This window comes from Pseudoalteromonas lipolytica (genome assembly GCF_900116435.1).
Taxonomy (GTDB): Bacteria; Pseudomonadota; Gammaproteobacteria; order Enterobacterales; family Alteromonadaceae; genus Pseudoalteromonas; species Pseudoalteromonas lipolytica.
Genome location: NZ_FPAZ01000009.1, coordinates 1 through 15068, shown reverse-complemented (window position 1 = coordinate 15068; position 15068 = coordinate 1). Strand labels below are relative to the sequence as shown.

Here is a 15068-nt window from a genome sequence, read left to right as displayed (position 1 = left end):
CTCGTTTTAGCTGCGCTGAATGACGAGTTCAGCGCAATCAATTTTAATTAAATACGTGCAACAATTGCTGCAGCAACATCACTGGTGGTATACCCTGCATTTGGATAGATATCAGGCGTACCCACACCGGCTTCAACCGCCTCTGCCACCGCTTTTTCGATAGTCCGTGCCGCTTCATCTTGTCCAAGCGAGTAACGCAACATAAGTGCAGCACTTAAAATTTGCGCAATCGGGTTTGCCACCCCTTTTCCTGCAATATCGGGGGCAGAGCCACCCGCAGGTTCATACAAACCAAAGCCAGACTGGTTCAAACTCGCCGATGGTAATAAGCCCATAGAGCCTGTGATCATCGCGCATTCATCCGACAAAATATCGCCAAATAGGTTATCGCAAAGTAGTACATCAAATTGGCTTGGTTGCTTCACTAATTGCATCGCCGCATTATCAACATAAATGTAATCGAGGCTTACTTCTGGGTAGTCTTTGCTGACTTCGGTGACCACTTCTCGCCACAGTACACTTGACGCTAACACGTTGGCTTTATCAACCGATGTAACATGGTTACTACGTAGTTTTGCCGCTTCAAACGCAAAGCGAGCAATGCGTTCAATTTCTTTACGCGAATAGGTTTGCGTGTCGAATGCGGTCTCTTGTTCGCCTTCACCGCTGCGCCCTTTTTCACCAAAATAAATACCGCCCGTTAACTCACGTACACATAAAATATCAAAGCCTTGTGCGCTAATATCTGCACGAAGTGGTGAAGCTGCACTTAAGGCTGGTAGCAACTGTGCGGGGCGTAAATTACAAAACAAACCAAAATGCTTACGCAGTGGCAACAACGAAGCACGCTCAGGTTGCTCATTCGGTGGTAAGTTCTCCCATTTTGGGCCGCCTACAGAGCCAAATAAAATAGCATCAGCATTTTCACACGCAGTAAGTGTACTTTGCGGCAATGCTTGACCAAATTCATCAATCGCAGCGCCACCTATCGCATGGTGATGACGAGTCAATGTAAAACCAAACTTTTCACTTACAGCATCCAATACGGTTTCTGCTGCAGCCATTACTTCTGGACCAATGCCATCGCCTGCTAATACGGCGATGCTGTAATTAGATTGACTCATCCTGCTTTCCTTTGTTGTTTTAAATCAGACACTTTTTGTGCACGATAAATTAAGTTATACACACGGATCATGGCACGCACTGAGGCTTCAACGACATCTGCCGCAATGCCCGCACCGTGATAAGGGCGACCATCGTATTTAGCAATAATATTTACTTGGCCTAATGAACTTGCGCCTTGCCCTGTGGCTTCAAGGTTGTATTCAATCATCTCAACCGACATACCCGTTAAACGCTCAATTGCCAAAAACGAGGCTTCTACCGGGCCATTGCCCGTTGCAGCTTCTTGCTTTGATACACCGTCAATGGTCATGCCAATCGTAGAGCTGGCAACCGATTGCGAATTAGACGTTGAGTTAACAAACTCAAGTTGATACTTCTCGTCTTTATCTCTGATTTGATTGAAGTAAATCATCGCCTCTAAGTCATAGTCATACACAGTGCCTTTTTGGTCTGCTAATGCTAAAAAGCTCTCGTATAAGCTATCCATGTCGTAGTCAGACTTTTGATAACCTAACTCTTCTAAACGGTGCTCAATAACATGGCGCCCTGAACGCGATGTCATGTTTAATTGATTACTGGGCACACCCACACTTTCTGGCGACATGATCTCGTAAGTATTCTGCGCTTTTAAAACGCCGTCTTGGTGAATACCCGAGCTGTGCGCAAACGCATTCTCACCAACAATGGCTTTGTTTGGCTGGACCGGCATATTACATATCTTCGCCACTTGACGAGAAGCGCGGTAAATTTCTTCACTGTGAATATCGGTATGCACTTTTAAGTGGTCTTCACGCATTTTCATGATCATCGCCACTTCTTCAAGCGAGCAGTTACCTGCACGCTCACCTATGCCGTTAATCGTACACTCAATTTGGCGAGCGCCCGCCTGCACCGCAGCAATTGAATTCGCCACTGCTAAACCTAAATCGTTATGACAATGCACACTTAAGCGCGCCTTATCGATGTTGGGCACATTATTCATTAAGTGATGGATCATCGCCGCATACTCGTCTGGCGTTACATAGCCCACGGTATCAGGTAAGTTGATGGTCGATGCACCTGCATCAATGGCCTTTTCAACGATACGGCATAAATCCCAATGTGGTGTACGGCCAGCATCTTCACACGAAAATTCCACGTCATCAGTATAGTGACGAGCAAGCTTAATCGACTTTACAGCCATGGCGGTGGCGTCGTCTAAGCTCATTCGTAGTTTATGTTCAAGGTGTAATGGACTGGTTGCAATAAAGGTATGAATACGCCCTTGCTCTGCTGGGCGAAGCGCTTCACCACAGGCTTCAATGTCTTTTGCAACCGCACGCGCTAAACCACAAATAATTGGTCTTTTTACTTCGGTCGCAATACGCTGTACTGAGCGAAAATCTGCCGGGCTTGATACCGGAAAACCCACTTCCATTACATCCACGTTTAAGCGGCTAATGGTATGCGCAAGTTGAATTTTATCGTCTTCTGTTAGGCTCGCTTTAAGCGCTTGCTCACCATCACGTAACGTTGTGTCAAAAATCCAAACCTTATCTTTCATAAACTGTCCTCGTTCCCAATGACCCATTAGCGAGATAAAAAAAACCCCGCGCTTGCGGGGTTTTATAATGTTTTACAAATGCAAATACACTAAGCCCCGCCTACTCGCTTAAGCAGTAAGAGGTTTAGTTTTAATGTAATTAAACGTGTCATTTGCATCTTTATTTACTAAATGTGTGTTCAGTGAGCTGTATTTTTAACATTCAACAAACAGGCTTGCAAGCATAATTTTTCTAAAAAGTAGATTGAAAAGCGACAATAATAGAAATTTAAAATCCGTTAAACCGTACATTTTGAATAATCAATCCAAAACCTAAGTCGACAGCGTTTAATTTATCGTTTACAGCCGACTCCCGTGTTTAGATTAACTTTTAAGAATGATTGTTGTCTCGCACATACATTGTGGCGCCGCGAGCAATATAACGTAGTTGCCAAATTAGACGCTCTACTAACTCTTCTCGCTGCTGTCCTTCAATATCAAGTGCCTCAGCTCCGGCGTTAAATACTAAAGTCACCATGGCCTCCGCTTGAATATACGCATGGGTGGCATCGCATGGGGTTTCGCTTTCAAGGTAGTGAGCAAGTTCTAAGATAAAGTGTTTAATTTCACGCGCGACAGCAGCACGAAATGCCTTAGAAGTGCCAGAACGTTCACGCAGCAGCAACCTAAACTGATTACTCGAGTTATCGATAAACTCCATAAAAGTCACAATAGATGTCGTAATGACACTGCCACCACTGGCTATTCGCCTACGTGCTTGACGCATTAATTGACGCAGCGTTAAACCCGCTTCATCTACCATGGTTAAGCCAAGTTCGTTCATGTCTTTAAAGTGACGGTAAAACGAGGTAGGCGCAATACCGGCCTCACGGGCAACTTCACGCAAGCTTAAATTAGAAAAACTATGATCCGCACTCAATTGATTAAATGCTGCTTCGATTAGTGCTTGTCGTGTTTTTTGTTTCTGTTGCGCTCTAACACCCGACATGGAAACTCCCAGCGTGAATTTTTAATGATTTTTCGGTTAATGAGACAGTCTAATACTTGACGCGGAGAGTTTGAAACACTATTTTAGCGTACAAGTGTACGCTCAGATTTTGAAAGATGAAAAAACCACCTATTATTTGGACCAACGTCCTATTCTTTAGCCTTACTTTTTTGGCTGCCGTTACTTTAGTGCCATGGTATGGAATTACCTATGGATTTACCAGCGCACATTGGATTGCATTCGTTGCGTGTATGTTTTATGCGGGTATGTCGATTACCGCGGGGTATCATCGCCTGTGGGCACACAAGACTTACGATACTCATCCAGTGATTGAAGCCTTTTTTGCCTTTGGTGGTGCATTTGCACTGCAAAACAGCGCACTGCATTGGAGTAGTGATCACCGTATTCACCATGGTCAAGTCGACGACCCTGTCAAAGACCCTTACGCAGCTACTAACGGCTTTTGGTATAGCCATATAGGCTGGATGCTACGTGACTATCAAGGTGATGAGTATGGCAACTACAACAACTGCCGAGATTTACAGAAAAATAAAGTGGTAATGTGGCAACACCGCCATTACATGAAGTTAGTATTAGCCACTAATATTGGTATTCCATTTGCGCTGGGTTTAATGCTGGGTGATGTGTGGGGCATGCTATTACTCGCGGGTCTGCTACGTTTGGTATTAAGCCAACACTTTACCTTTTTTATAAATTCAGTGGCGCACATTTGGGGCTCTCGTCCATACACAGAAAAAAATACTGCACGTGATAACGGTTTTTTAGCGTTATTCACTTATGGCGAAGGTTATCATAACTTCCACCATATTTTTGCCAGCGACTATCGTAACGGCATAAAATGGTATCACTATGATCCCACTAAGTGGATGATCCGCTCATTGGCCGCGATGGGTTTAGCCTCAAAGCTCAAACGTACGCCTGTTGAACGTATTGAAAAAGCGAAAGCAGAAACCTTGATGAATAAGACCCAAGATAAGCTCGCAAAATTGCCTTTAGCCCAAGATAAGCTTACATTATTACAATCTGAGTACGAATTATTGCTGAAAAAGCTGCAACACTTTTGTGCCCTGCAAAAACGCGTGTTAGAAATCAAAAAAAATAAAATGATAAAACAATGCGAAAAATCAGCAGTAATGACACAATATCATGAGCTTGAAGCCGCTTGGGAAAACCAAAAGCAGGCTTGGCTTGCACTAAATGCGAGGTTATTAAAAGCCTCTTTTAGTTAACATAGGAGCGGCTGTGGCCAAACAAAACGTAAAGCAAAAAGATACGCCTTCGTATCAGTACGACGCGATTATCATAGGCACAGGTCCTGGCGGTGAAGGCACCGCCATGAACCTGTCTAAAAGTAACAAAAAAGTAGCTGTTATTGAGCGCCAAGAATCAGTAGGTGGCGGTTGCGTCCATTGGGGCACTATTCCTTCAAAAGCCTTACGCCACTCTGTTAGTCGTTACATTGAATACAAAGCGAACCCACTTTTTAATATCAGCGAGCGCCCTAACCGCCTCACTTTCCCTGATATTCTTCGCCATGCTAGTAATGTCATTTCGAAACAATCTAACCTACGCAGTAGCTTTTACGACCGTAATCGTATTCATATGTACCAAGGCGATGCTGAGTTTATTGATAAACACACAGTGAAAATTACTCACATCGACGGTTCATTTGAAACGTTAACTGCACAAACCATTGTTATCGCAACGGGTTCTCGCCCTTACAGGCCACCAGGCGTTGATTTTTCGCATCCACGAATTTACGACAGCGATACCATTTTAGGCCTTGAACACGACCCTCATCGCGTGCTTATTTATGGTGCAGGTGTGATTGGCTGTGAATACGCCTCTATTTTTAAAGGCTTAGGCGCGAAAGTTGACTTAGTTAACACCCGTGATCGCTTACTAGCCTTTATGGATGCTGAGATTTCAGATGCACTGAGTTACCACTTTTGGAATAGCGGCATTGTTATTCGCCATAACGAAGAGTTTGATCGCATCGAAACCCGTGATGACTGTGTCGTGATGCATTTGAAGTCGGGCAAACGTGTCAAAGCAGACTGTATTTTGTTTGCTAACGGACGTACAGGTAATACCGACACTCTAAACCTCGATGCTGTGGGCTTAAAAGCCGATAGCCGTGGCCAGCTTAAAGTAAATGAAACATACCAAACAGAGGTTGATAACATTTATGCTGTAGGTGATGTTATTGGTTACCCAAGCCTTGCGAGTGCTGCCTTTGACCAAGGGCGTATTGCTGCTGATGCCATTGCATGTGGTAACTGCGAAGAAAAATTGATTATTGATATTCCTGCCGGTATTTATACGATTCCTGAAATGAGCTCAGTAGGTAAAACCGAACAAGAGCTTACCGCAGCTAAAATTCCATATGAAGTTGGCCGTGCACAGTTTAAGCATTTGGCACGCGCACAAATTGCCGGGACTGAGGTAGGTAGCTTAAAGATTTTATTCCATGTTGATACTAAAGAAGTGCTTGGTGTGCATTGCTTTGGTGAACGTGCGTCTGAAATTGTCCATATCGGGCAAGCAATTATGGAACAAAAGAACGGTGGTAACACCATCGATTACTTCGTAAATACAACCTTTAACTACCCAACCATGGCTGAGGCCTACCGAGTTGCTGCGTTAAATGGTTTAAATCGCTTATTTAAATAAGCGATTGAACGTATATAGAAAAGCCCGCATATTGCGGGCTTTTTTATAACTAGAGCGACTTACTTGTGATATTTAGCGCTTAACTCATGCACTGAGTTAATAAATATACCGGCATGTTCAGGGTCAACATCTGGGGTAATACCATGCCCTAAATTAAATACATGACCAGAACCTGTACCAAAGTCTTCTAAAATTGTGGCCACTTCTTGACGAATACGCTCTGGCGTACCGTGCAGCATTGATGGGTCCATATTACCTTGTAGTGCCACTTTATCACCAACACGACGCTTTGCATCACCAATATTGATTGTCCAATCAAGGCCTACTGCATCACAGCCTGTTGCTGCAATTGCTTCAATCCACTGACCACCATTTTTAGTAAATAGTGTTACCGGCACTTTACGACCGTCGTACTCGCGAATTAAGCCATCAACGATTTTATGCATATACTGTAGTGAGAATTCATTGTAATCACGCGGGCTTAACACTCCCCCCCATGAATCAAAAACCATCAATGATTGCGCACCTGCTTTCACTTGTGCGTTGAGGTAATCAATCACTGAATCAGCTAATTTATCGAGTAATAGGTGTAGTGTTTGCGGTTCTGCAAACGCCATTTTTTTGATTTTCCCGAATGTTTTGCTGCTTCCACCTTCAACCATGTAGGTGGCAAGTGTCCAAGGTGAACCTGAGAAGCCAATCAGTGGCACTTCACCTTTGAGTTCACGACGAATGGTGCTTACCGCATTCATCACATAGCCTAACTCATCAGTTGGATCGATATTAGGAATCTTTTTAACATCCGCTAATGATGAAATTGGGCGCTCGAACTTAGGACCTTCGCCGGTTTCGAAATAAAGGCCTAATCCCATCGCATCTGGGATAGTTAAAATATCGCTGAATAGAATCGCAGCATCAAGCGGGTAACGACGTAATGGCTGTAAAGTCACTTCACAAGCAAGTTCGGCGTTTTTACATAAGCTCATAAAGTCGCCTGCTTGAGCACGTGTAGCACGGTATTCAGGTAAATAACGGCCTGCTTGGCGCATCATCCATACCGGTGTAACATCGACAGGTTGCTTTTGTAGTGCACGTAAATAACGGTCGTTTTTTAATTCGCTCATGCGTTTTAGATCCTAGAACTGAATGAAATTGCGCTGATTGTATCACCATATTGCGCCGCTCACTATGGATAGATAACCGACCCTAGACATAGATCATAGTTTTTAGCTACGCCACCATAAAACCGCACAATTATTGAACGAAATTAAAATAATTTTAAAACTTTTTATTAATAAATTTGCAACATCGAAAAAAGCTTGGTATAACTTATCCCGCGTTAACAAAAACAATAATAAAAATTGTATAACAATAAGAATAAAAATCTTCCCATAACTATAAGAAAGCTTGTTTTAACAAGTCCGGAAAAAGAATTAAACCACCAATTTTGGTGGTTTTTTCTTTTCTTAATCAACAAGATACCTCCTCTACCTCATTAGATTGATAATCCAAAATAAACACTAGTAGTTTTTAATTATTTCCCATACACTGCTGTTAGAGCATAAAAGTCCAGCCTTAGACAACAGCGTAAAGAAGCAGAAAAACGCTGCTTAAATATGCGCCTCTAAGTTGGCTTTTAACAATCTGTTGCAATTAGACACTAAGAATTTAGTTGATCTTTGTGTCATATTTCCTTCTTATATAGGGAAGGAAAACCAACTCAGCGAGGAGATGAAATATGCTGACGCGTTTGGAAAAAGCTCAACAAAAGTGGGGAGGTAGCCATTCTGTCATCGATAAATGGCTTACAGAACGTCAAGAGCTACTTGTGTTGTTTTGCCGTATTGCGGGATTTTCACCGTATGAAAAGAAAGATCACGCCCTACCTGATCAACTGCAAATCCAAAACTTTTGTCAAATACTGATGGATTACCTGTCAGCGGGACATTTCGAAGTGTATGACGACATTGCCAAGGCCTGTGAAGAAAAAGGCCCAGAAAGCCAAAAGCTAGCCAATGCGCTCTACCCACGAATTTCTGAAACTACCGATGTTGCATTAGACTTTAACGACAAATACGCTGAAGTTGACTCAGATGACTTGCTCGACGAATTTGATAAAGATTTATCAGTGCTAGGTGAAGCACTTGAGCTGCGCTTTGAATTAGAAGATGAACTAATCGATAATCTCTATTCAAACCACACCAGCTAACACAGTAAGACGGCAGCAGAGAACACTTTCTCTGCTGGAAAGTCTTGTTATCTGCCTACCTTAATAGAATGTTATATTCCATTTCATAACAAAAATTTGAAATAATTATTTTAATGCGTTACTCATAGTAAAAAAATGAGGCGCACGATGAACAAACGTACTTTCTTAAAATCTCTTTCTGTTCTTGCAGCAGGTGCAAGTTTAGCAACCAGCCAACCACTGATTGGCGCATCACACACTGCAACTCCCACTTTAGTAAAACCAAAGCCATTAAAAAAAGGGGGAACCATTGGTCTGTGCAGCCCATCAGCGGCAACCGCTGAGCACGCTGACATCATACTCGCAAAAGGTGTAATAGAAGCACTCGGCTATAAAGCAAAGCTTGCCCCTAATATTTTAGCCCGACGCGGTCATTTAGCTGGCACAGATGCACAAAGAGCGAGTGACTTAAACAGCTTATTTGCAGACCCACATGTCGATGCGATTGTGTGCTTACGGGGTGGGTCGGGTGCGGCTCGCATCCTGCCACTTTTAGACTATGCAACAATTCGAAATAATCCGAAACCTCTTATGGGCTATTCTGATATCACGGCATTACATAATGCATTACTCGCTAAAGCCGGGCTTATTAGTTTTCATGGCCCTAATGCCACCAGCGATTGGAATCCATTTCATGTTGCGCAATTTAAAAACATGTTTGAACAATGTCAGTTAATGCGCTACCAAAATTTACCCAAAGCAGACGATGAACTAGTCAACAGCCAATACTTAACCCAAACCATCAATGCGGGTCAGGTCAGTGGCCGTTTAATCGGGGGGAATCTCACTGTACTCACAGCACTCGCAGGCTCTGACTACTTACCTGACTTTAATGGGGCTATTTTATTTTTAGAAGATATTGATGAAGCCCCTTATCGTATTGACCGTATGATGAGCACCCTTAAACTTATGGGCGCACTAGATAAAATAGCGGGGTTTGTATTTGGTGATTGTAATGACTGTAAGCCTGGTCGAGGCTATGGCTCATTAACCTTGGATGATATCTTTGCTGATTATATTAAGCCATTAGGCATTCCGGCTTATCGCGGTGCAATGATTGGTCATATTAAACGCCAGTTTATTTTACCGGTCGGTTCGATGGTGGCACTTGATGCCGATAAAGGCACGCTGCAAATGAAAGAAACAGCATTTAGCAGCTAAAAAAAGGGCCTACTTTAGGCCCTTTTCTCATTGAGTAAAAAATTACTCTGCAGCAGCTGCTTTTTCTTCGCTTTGAATTTCAAGTAGTTCTACTTCAAACACAAGCGTTGAGTTAGCAGGGATCTTACCTAGGTCGCGCTCACCGTAAGCAAGATCAGCTGGAATAGTGAACTTGTATTTAGAGCCAACAGGCATTAACTGTAAACCTTCAGTCCAACCTGGGATCACACGGTTAAGTGGGAAAGTCGTTGGCTCATTACGTGAATAAGAGCTATCGAACTCAGTTCCATCTAGTAAAGTACCTTTGTAGTGTACTTTTACCACGTCAGTAGCGACTGGCTTTTCGCCATCACCTTGTGAAATCACTTCGTACTGTAAACCAGACTCAGTTACTGTCACGCCTTCTTTCTTCGCGTTCTCAGCTAGGTATTTTTCGCCTTCAGCTTTGCTCTGTTCAGCTTCTACTTTTGCTTTTTCTTGTTGCTTAGTACGAATGCTTTGATCAAGCGCTGTTAACACTTCACGAATTTTTTCGTCGTCTAATTTTGCGTTACCTGCAAGTGCGTCTTCAAAACCACGCTTTAATAGCGCTTCATCTAATTCAACACCTAACTCTTTTTTGTCAGCTAAGTCTTGATTCAAGAAATTACCAACAGAGGCACCGATACCGTATGCTTGTTGTTGTGCTTCAGTCTCTAGTTTAACTTCAACTTGCTGTTCTTTTTTTGCTTCTTGATTACAAGCTGTAAGCGCTAAAACTGACGCTGCAATCAATGACAATTTAATCGTCTTTCTCATTTTATATCTCCGACACACTTTGCAGTTGTCAATTATTGTATTATTACTAGTTAAAGATTAACGACCTACATGGTAGGCTGCTTGTCTAATAACTAAACTTCATGCAAACGCATGATCAGTGATTAGAATAACAACCTAGGCCTTTAATGAGCCCTAGTCTAACCTCTCAATCACGAAGAGTTAAGGGGAAATACCCGTAATATGTCGATATTTCGTACTTTTTTGTATCTGCTAAGCCTAAGCTTAGTTGTTGCCTGCTCTGAGCAACATGAGCAATCCACTGCACGTTATGAACATGCAGCTAAAGGTGCGTTTGCATCTGCTATTTCGCATGATGGCAAATACAGCGTGATCTCATCTATACACCATGGGGTCGCGCTGTGGGATAATCAACAGCAGGTATTAAAATACCAATGGTTTCAACAACAAGCTCAAGATAGCCTCGTTCACACTGTGGCAATCTCTTACGACAATAGCCATGCTGTCACCGCTGAAAAGTCCACATTTGCTGTGTGGGACATTAATTCAGGTAAAAACACGGGCTACTATAAAATACACGCCTCAACAATTAGAGATATCGCGATTAGCAACCAAGGACGCAGCGTGTTATATGGCCGCGCCGACGGTGTAGTCGTTTACCTCGACTTAGAGACCGGAAGACGCATAGAGTTCCTTGGCCACCAAGAAAAAGTGAATGTTGTTGACCTTTCACCGAATGGTCATTACGCAATCAGTGGTTCTAATGACTATGTTGCCTACTTTTGGGATACCCGTACAGGGCAAGTTATACATCGCTTTAACCACCCGACTCGCGTTACTCAAGTCGCCCTCGATCCACAAGGCCGCTATGCATTTACAGCTGACAGTATGAAGCAAGCAAATGTATGGCAACTGACTACAGGTGATCTTGTTAGCAAACTGGCGTATATTGCGCGTCAGAAAATTTTTACCGCAGTGCGTTTTAACGATGAAGGCACCTTAATCGCAACCGGGTCACCCAATCGACTTGTTGAATTATGGCAGCTAGACTCAGGTAAAAAATTGCAAACGTGGCAAGTGGTTCCTCGTGAAGGAAGTCGCCCGAAATCGGCCGTGGTGTTAGATGTTGCGTTTACTGATAACAACCAAGCGTTATTAACCGAAAGCTCCAGCGGATTCGCTGAAAGTTTTAATGTAAGAGAATCAAATGAACACAATTGAACATCGTCTAATGGAACTTGAAGCAAAAGTCGCTTTTCAAGATGAAACAATTGAAATATTAAATGATGAGCTTAAAGCGCATCAGCAACAGCTTGCAAAAATGAAGCGCCAGACTGAATTGCTTGCAGAAAAGATTAAAGAAGCACAACAACCTTCTTTAATGTCGCAGATGCATGAGCCGCCTCCGCCACATTATTAATATTGAAAAATTTAGCCGGGTTAATCGCCCGGCTTAAACACCCCAATCACTTGTTCAAACTGGCGTGTTGAGGCTTGTACTGCTTTTTCTGGCTGAGTCATTTTATGGCCACACTGCACACATTCTACTTTCTCAACATCATGCTCTTTATAAAGCATCATCGTATCCATCGCATTACACTCTGGGCATGATGCCCCTGCGATAAAGCGTTTTTTTTGTCTCATACATGATCTCCGGTGCCATTTAGGCGGCTATTTTAGCCTAATAATTCTGTGTTTGATACGATTGCGAAGCCTAATACGATCCGTGTTATGATATGCGCAATTAAAACTGTGGTGTGCAAGTAAACTTTCATGATCCAAATTTCAGACATCGAGCTTCTTCGTGGTGGTAATGCCTTATTAAAAGGTGCCTCTGCAACCTTATTCCCTGAGCATAAAGTAGGCCTAGTCGGGGCTAATGGCTGTGGTAAATCCACATTGTTCGCGCTATTAAAGTCTGAATTACAACTCGATGCTGGTGAATGCAGTATTCCTAAAGACTGGTCCATTTCTTCTGTAAAGCAAGAAACACCGGCTCTCGATATTAGTGCGCTTGATTACGTACTCCAAGGCCATCCTGACTATTACACACTCAGAATCGCACTACGCGAAGCCGAGCAAAATAATGATGGTGCGGCACAAGCAAAGGCACATATTGGTCTTGAAAATATCCAAGGTTACAGCATTGAAGCAAAAGCCGGTGAACTGCTACATGGTTTAGGTTTCTCCAATGAGCAAATTGACAACCCTGTGAGTGCCTTTTCGGGGGGGTGGCGTATGCGCTTAAACTTGGCACAAGCCCTTATTCGCGATGCCGATTTATTGCTTTTAGATGAGCCAACCAACCACTTAGACCTTGATGCTGTTTACTGGTTAGAGCGCTTTTTACGCGCCTATACTGGCACACTTGTGCTTATCTCACACGACCGTGAGTTTCTCGATGCGGTGGTTGATCAAATTTGGCATATCGACCAGCAAAAAATTAATATTTATAAAGGCAATTACTCGCAATTTGAACGCCAAAAAGCAGAGCGCTTATTACAGCAACAGGCCATGTTCGAAAAGCAACAAGAACAAATTGCGCATCTTGAACAGTTTATTACTCGCTTTAAAGCCAAAGCAAGTAAAGCGAAACAAGCACAAAGTCGGGTAAAAGCACTGGAGCGTATGGAAAAGCTGGCGCCAGCACATGCTGATTCACCCTTCGATTTTGAGTTTGCTGAACCAACCGCACTACCGAACCCGCTCATGACACTTGACCAAGCCAAAGCGGGCTATGGCGATACCACCATTTTACACAGCATTAAGCTTAACCTCGTACCGGGCAGCCGTATTGCCTTGCTTGGGCGAAATGGCGCGGGTAAATCAACGCTAATAAAATTATTAGCTGGAGATCTCAAACCGCAAGCGGGCGAAGTGTTTCAGCATCAAGGATTAAATATTGGCTACTTTGCGCAGCACCAACTCGAATCGCTGGATTTAAGAGCCAGTGCCGTTACGCATTTACAACGTTTAAATCCGCAGGCAACAGAGCAATCACTGCGCGACTTTTTAGGGGGCTTTGCATTTTTTGGCGATAAAGCACTTGAGCCAGTTGCTCCATTTTCGGGTGGCGAAAAAGCACGTTTAGTACTGGCTATGTTGGTGTATCAAAAGCCCAACTTACTGTTACTCGATGAGCCCACCAACCACCTTGATTTAGAAATGCGACATGCTCTTGTAATGGCTCTACAAGGTTTTGAAGGGGCAATGGTCACCGTATCGCACGATCGCCACATGTTGAAAAACACAGCCGATGAATATTACCTTGTTGATAACGGAGAAGTAACCCAGTTTGGCTATGATCTTGACGCGTACTACCAATGGTTACTCAATGGGAACAAAGAAGCTGCAAAAACAACTGAAGACAGCGCACCGAAAGCGCATTCAAGCATCAATCGTAAAGAACAAAAGCGCTTAGAAGCCGAGTTTAGAAAATCAGTACAACCACTTAAAAAGCAAATTGAAAAGCTCGAAAAGCAACTTGATAAACACTCAGCGGAATTAGCTGAAATCGAAGAGGCACTTGGCGATAACGCGCTTTATAACGATGACAACAAAGCAAAACTCAAAGAGTTACTCGCAAAACAAGCGACATTAACGCCAAAAGTAAATGACATCGAAGAAGAGCTACTGATGGCCCTTGAAGAGATGGAAGAAAAAGAACAAGCGTTTGCCGATGAACTTGCTTAACAGTGACGATTTTTGGCAATTTGCATGTCAGCTTTATAGTAAAGATGACATGCAAGCACGCCTGTTAGATTACCAAAACCAGCAAGGTAAAAACGTTAACCTGTGTCTGCTATTGTATTATTTAGATTCTCTTGAGCTTGCTTTAAACAACTCTCAACTTAATCAGCTTGAATTATGCATTATTGAATTTGACGAGCAGGTATTAAAGCCTCTACGTAAGACTCGCGCCTACCTAAAAGCCAATCAAACCGAAATTGCTGATTACGCAGCTATTCGTATAGACCTACTCAACGCCGAGTTAAAACTCGAAAAGCAGCAACAAGGAATGTTGATAGATGCGGTAAATAAATTTAGATTAGTTACGTATCCGGAGCCGAATAATATTAGGTTGTATTTACTTGAACTGTAAATTGTAAGTAATTTGGGGCAAGCTTGTGTTTAGGGTGTAGTTAGGTCAATCATGACTAAAACCATTGCCCACGGGAATTCATACCTGTAGGAGATGTATGGACTCCTCCCCTAAATAGGGTAAGTACGGTATAAAGAAATTGCAAAACCACTTTTACCAATAAGGAATCCATACATGTCAAAATTTAACTTAATTTGTATCGACTTGGCAAAAAATGTTTTTCAAGTCGGTCAATTTTTTCATCAAAAACTACAAAGTAATAAAGCGGTAAGCAGAAAAGAGCTACTGTCGATACTCACCACGTCTCCTCGTTGTAAAGTTGTTATGGAATCATGTGGCGGTGCTCATTATTGGGCACGCAAGGCGCGTAGTGTTGGTCATGAAGTCGTGATTCTAGACCCTCGATTTGTCAAAGCATTTAGGATTGGCC

14 protein-coding genes and 1 pseudogene are annotated in these 15068 nt (G+C 42.9%); 9 read left to right on the top strand and 6 right to left on the bottom strand.

The features are described from left to right. Positions 1–47: 47 nt before the first annotated feature. From leuB to fabR, 3 genes are all read right to left on the bottom strand, one after another. Positions 48–1124: a 3-isopropylmalate dehydrogenase gene (gene leuB / locus BM378_RS10790; RefSeq protein ID WP_036973461.1), complete on the bottom strand. Its 1077-nt coding sequence runs from the start codon at positions 1122–1124 to the stop codon at positions 48–50. Next, positions 1121–2668 (bottom strand): 2-isopropylmalate synthase, encoded by a 1548-nt coding sequence (gene leuA, locus BM378_RS10785; RefSeq protein WP_074989182.1) that lies wholly within the window; start codon positions 2666–2668, stop codon positions 1121–1123. The genes leuB and leuA overlap by 4 nt, the downstream gene beginning before the upstream one ends. A gap of 370 nt (positions 2669–3038) precedes the next feature. Then, positions 3039–3656 carry an HTH-type transcriptional repressor FabR gene (fabR, locus tag BM378_RS10780; protein ID WP_036973464.1) on the bottom strand — a complete coding sequence of 206 codons (618 nt, stop codon included), beginning with the start codon at positions 3654–3656 and terminating at the stop codon, positions 3039–3041. A 116-nt stretch (positions 3657–3772) separates the two neighbouring features. Here fabR and BM378_RS10775 point away from each other — a divergent pair, with 116 nt between their 5' ends. Together BM378_RS10775 and sthA are read left to right on the top strand one after the other, a co-directional pair. Then, positions 3773–4906, top strand: a complete 1134-nt coding sequence (locus BM378_RS10775) for a fatty acid desaturase (RefSeq protein ID WP_074989181.1) — start codon at positions 3773–3775, stop codon at positions 4904–4906. 13 nt (positions 4907–4919) lie between these two features. Then, positions 4920–6350 (top strand): Si-specific NAD(P)(+) transhydrogenase, encoded by a 1431-nt coding sequence (sthA, locus tag BM378_RS10770; RefSeq protein WP_036973466.1) that lies wholly within the window; start codon positions 4920–4922, stop codon positions 6348–6350. Positions 6351–6409: 59 nt separating this feature from the next. On the opposite strand, the gene hemE is transcribed toward sthA, so the two are convergent. Next, positions 6410–7474, bottom strand: coding sequence for a uroporphyrinogen decarboxylase (gene hemE, locus BM378_RS10765; protein WP_036973467.1), 1065 nt, complete (start codon positions 7472–7474; stop codon positions 6410–6412). A gap of 614 nt (positions 7475–8088) precedes the next feature. Here hemE and BM378_RS10760 point away from each other — a divergent pair. After that, the gene (locus BM378_RS10760; protein WP_036973468.1) at positions 8089–8559 is read left to right on the top strand and encodes an Rsd/AlgQ family anti-sigma factor; all 471 of its coding nucleotides are present in this window, start codon (positions 8089–8091) and stop codon (positions 8557–8559) included. A gap of 147 nt (positions 8560–8706) precedes the next feature. Then, complete coding sequence (locus BM378_RS10755) at positions 8707–9759, top strand: S66 peptidase family protein (protein WP_177222585.1); 1053 nt, start codon at positions 8707–8709, stop codon at positions 9757–9759. Between the two features lie 42 nt (positions 9760–9801). Here the strand turns inward: BM378_RS10755 and fkpA are convergent, their stop codons facing one another. Next, the gene (gene fkpA / locus BM378_RS10750) at positions 9802–10557 is read right to left on the bottom strand and encodes an FKBP-type peptidyl-prolyl cis-trans isomerase (RefSeq protein ID WP_065979435.1); all 756 of its coding nucleotides are present in this window, start codon (positions 10555–10557) and stop codon (positions 9802–9804) included. Between the two features lie 201 nt (positions 10558–10758). On the opposite strand from fkpA, the gene BM378_RS10745 reads away from it, so the two are divergent. Together BM378_RS10745 and BM378_RS10740 are read left to right on the top strand one after the other, a co-directional pair. Then, the gene (locus tag BM378_RS10745) at positions 10759–11757 is read left to right on the top strand and encodes a WD40 repeat domain-containing protein (RefSeq protein ID WP_036973471.1); all 999 of its coding nucleotides are present in this window, start codon (positions 10759–10761) and stop codon (positions 11755–11757) included. Next, a complete protein-coding gene (locus tag BM378_RS10740; RefSeq protein WP_036973473.1) occupies positions 11744–11956 on the top strand; it encodes a SlyX family protein in 213 nt (70 codons plus the stop codon). Before BM378_RS10745 ends, BM378_RS10740 begins: the two co-directional genes overlap by 14 nt. A 20-nt stretch (positions 11957–11976) precedes the next feature. Here the strand turns inward: BM378_RS10740 and BM378_RS10735 are convergent, their stop codons facing one another. Then, positions 11977–12180 carry a YheV family putative zinc ribbon protein gene (locus BM378_RS10735; RefSeq protein ID WP_036973475.1) on the bottom strand — a complete coding sequence of 68 codons (204 nt, stop codon included), beginning with the start codon at positions 12178–12180 and terminating at the stop codon, positions 11977–11979. 129 nt (positions 12181–12309) lie between these two features. On the opposite strand from BM378_RS10735, the gene BM378_RS10730 reads away from it, so the two are divergent. From BM378_RS10730 to BM378_RS10720, 3 genes and pseudogenes are all read left to right on the top strand, one after another. Next, the gene (locus BM378_RS10730; RefSeq protein WP_074989179.1) at positions 12310–14229 is read left to right on the top strand and encodes an ATP-binding cassette domain-containing protein; all 1920 of its coding nucleotides are present in this window, start codon (positions 12310–12312) and stop codon (positions 14227–14229) included. Continuing rightward, positions 14216–14638, top strand: a complete 423-nt coding sequence (locus tag BM378_RS10725) for a TIGR02444 family protein (RefSeq protein WP_074989178.1) — start codon at positions 14216–14218, stop codon at positions 14636–14638. Before BM378_RS10730 ends, BM378_RS10725 begins: the two co-directional genes overlap by 14 nt. 174 nt (positions 14639–14812) lie before the next feature. Then, positions 14813–15068 (top strand): annotated as a pseudogene (locus BM378_RS10720) (IS110 family RNA-guided transposase); the annotation flags it as partial.

Excerpts from the sequence above, each read along its gene's own strand:
- BM378_RS10735 (WP_036973475.1), bottom strand. The coding sequence starts at position 12,180 with ATGAGACAAAAAAAACGCTTTATCGCAGGGGCATCATGCCCAGAGTGT.
- BM378_RS10760 (WP_036973468.1), top strand. The coding sequence starts at position 8,089 with ATGCTGACGCGTTTGGAAAAAGCTCAACAAAAGTGGGGAGGTAGCCAT.
- BM378_RS10755 (WP_177222585.1), top strand. The coding sequence starts at position 8,707 with ATGAACAAACGTACTTTCTTAAAATCTCTTTCTGTTCTTGCAGCAGGT.
- fabR (WP_036973464.1), bottom strand. The coding sequence starts at position 3,656 with ATGTCGGGTGTTAGAGCGCAACAGAAACAAAAAACACGACAAGCACTA.
- fkpA (WP_065979435.1), bottom strand. The coding sequence starts at position 10,557 with ATGAGAAAGACGATTAAATTGTCATTGATTGCAGCGTCAGTTTTAGCG.
- leuA (WP_074989182.1), bottom strand. The coding sequence starts at position 2,668 with ATGAAAGATAAGGTTTGGATTTTTGACACAACGTTACGTGATGGTGAG.
- BM378_RS10775 (WP_074989181.1), top strand. The coding sequence starts at position 3,773 with ATGAAAAAACCACCTATTATTTGGACCAACGTCCTATTCTTTAGCCTT.
- BM378_RS10740 (WP_036973473.1), top strand. The coding sequence starts at position 11,744 with ATGAACACAATTGAACATCGTCTAATGGAACTTGAAGCAAAAGTCGCT.
- leuB (WP_036973461.1), bottom strand. The coding sequence starts at position 1,124 with ATGAGTCAATCTAATTACAGCATCGCCGTATTAGCAGGCGATGGCATT.
- hemE (WP_036973467.1), bottom strand. The coding sequence starts at position 7,474 with ATGAGCGAATTAAAAAACGACCGTTATTTACGTGCACTACAAAAGCAA.
- BM378_RS10725 (WP_074989178.1), top strand. The coding sequence starts at position 14,216 with ATGAACTTGCTTAACAGTGACGATTTTTGGCAATTTGCATGTCAGCTT.
- BM378_RS10730 (WP_074989179.1), top strand. The coding sequence starts at position 12,310 with ATGATCCAAATTTCAGACATCGAGCTTCTTCGTGGTGGTAATGCCTTA.
- BM378_RS10745 (WP_036973471.1), top strand. The coding sequence starts at position 10,759 with ATGTCGATATTTCGTACTTTTTTGTATCTGCTAAGCCTAAGCTTAGTT.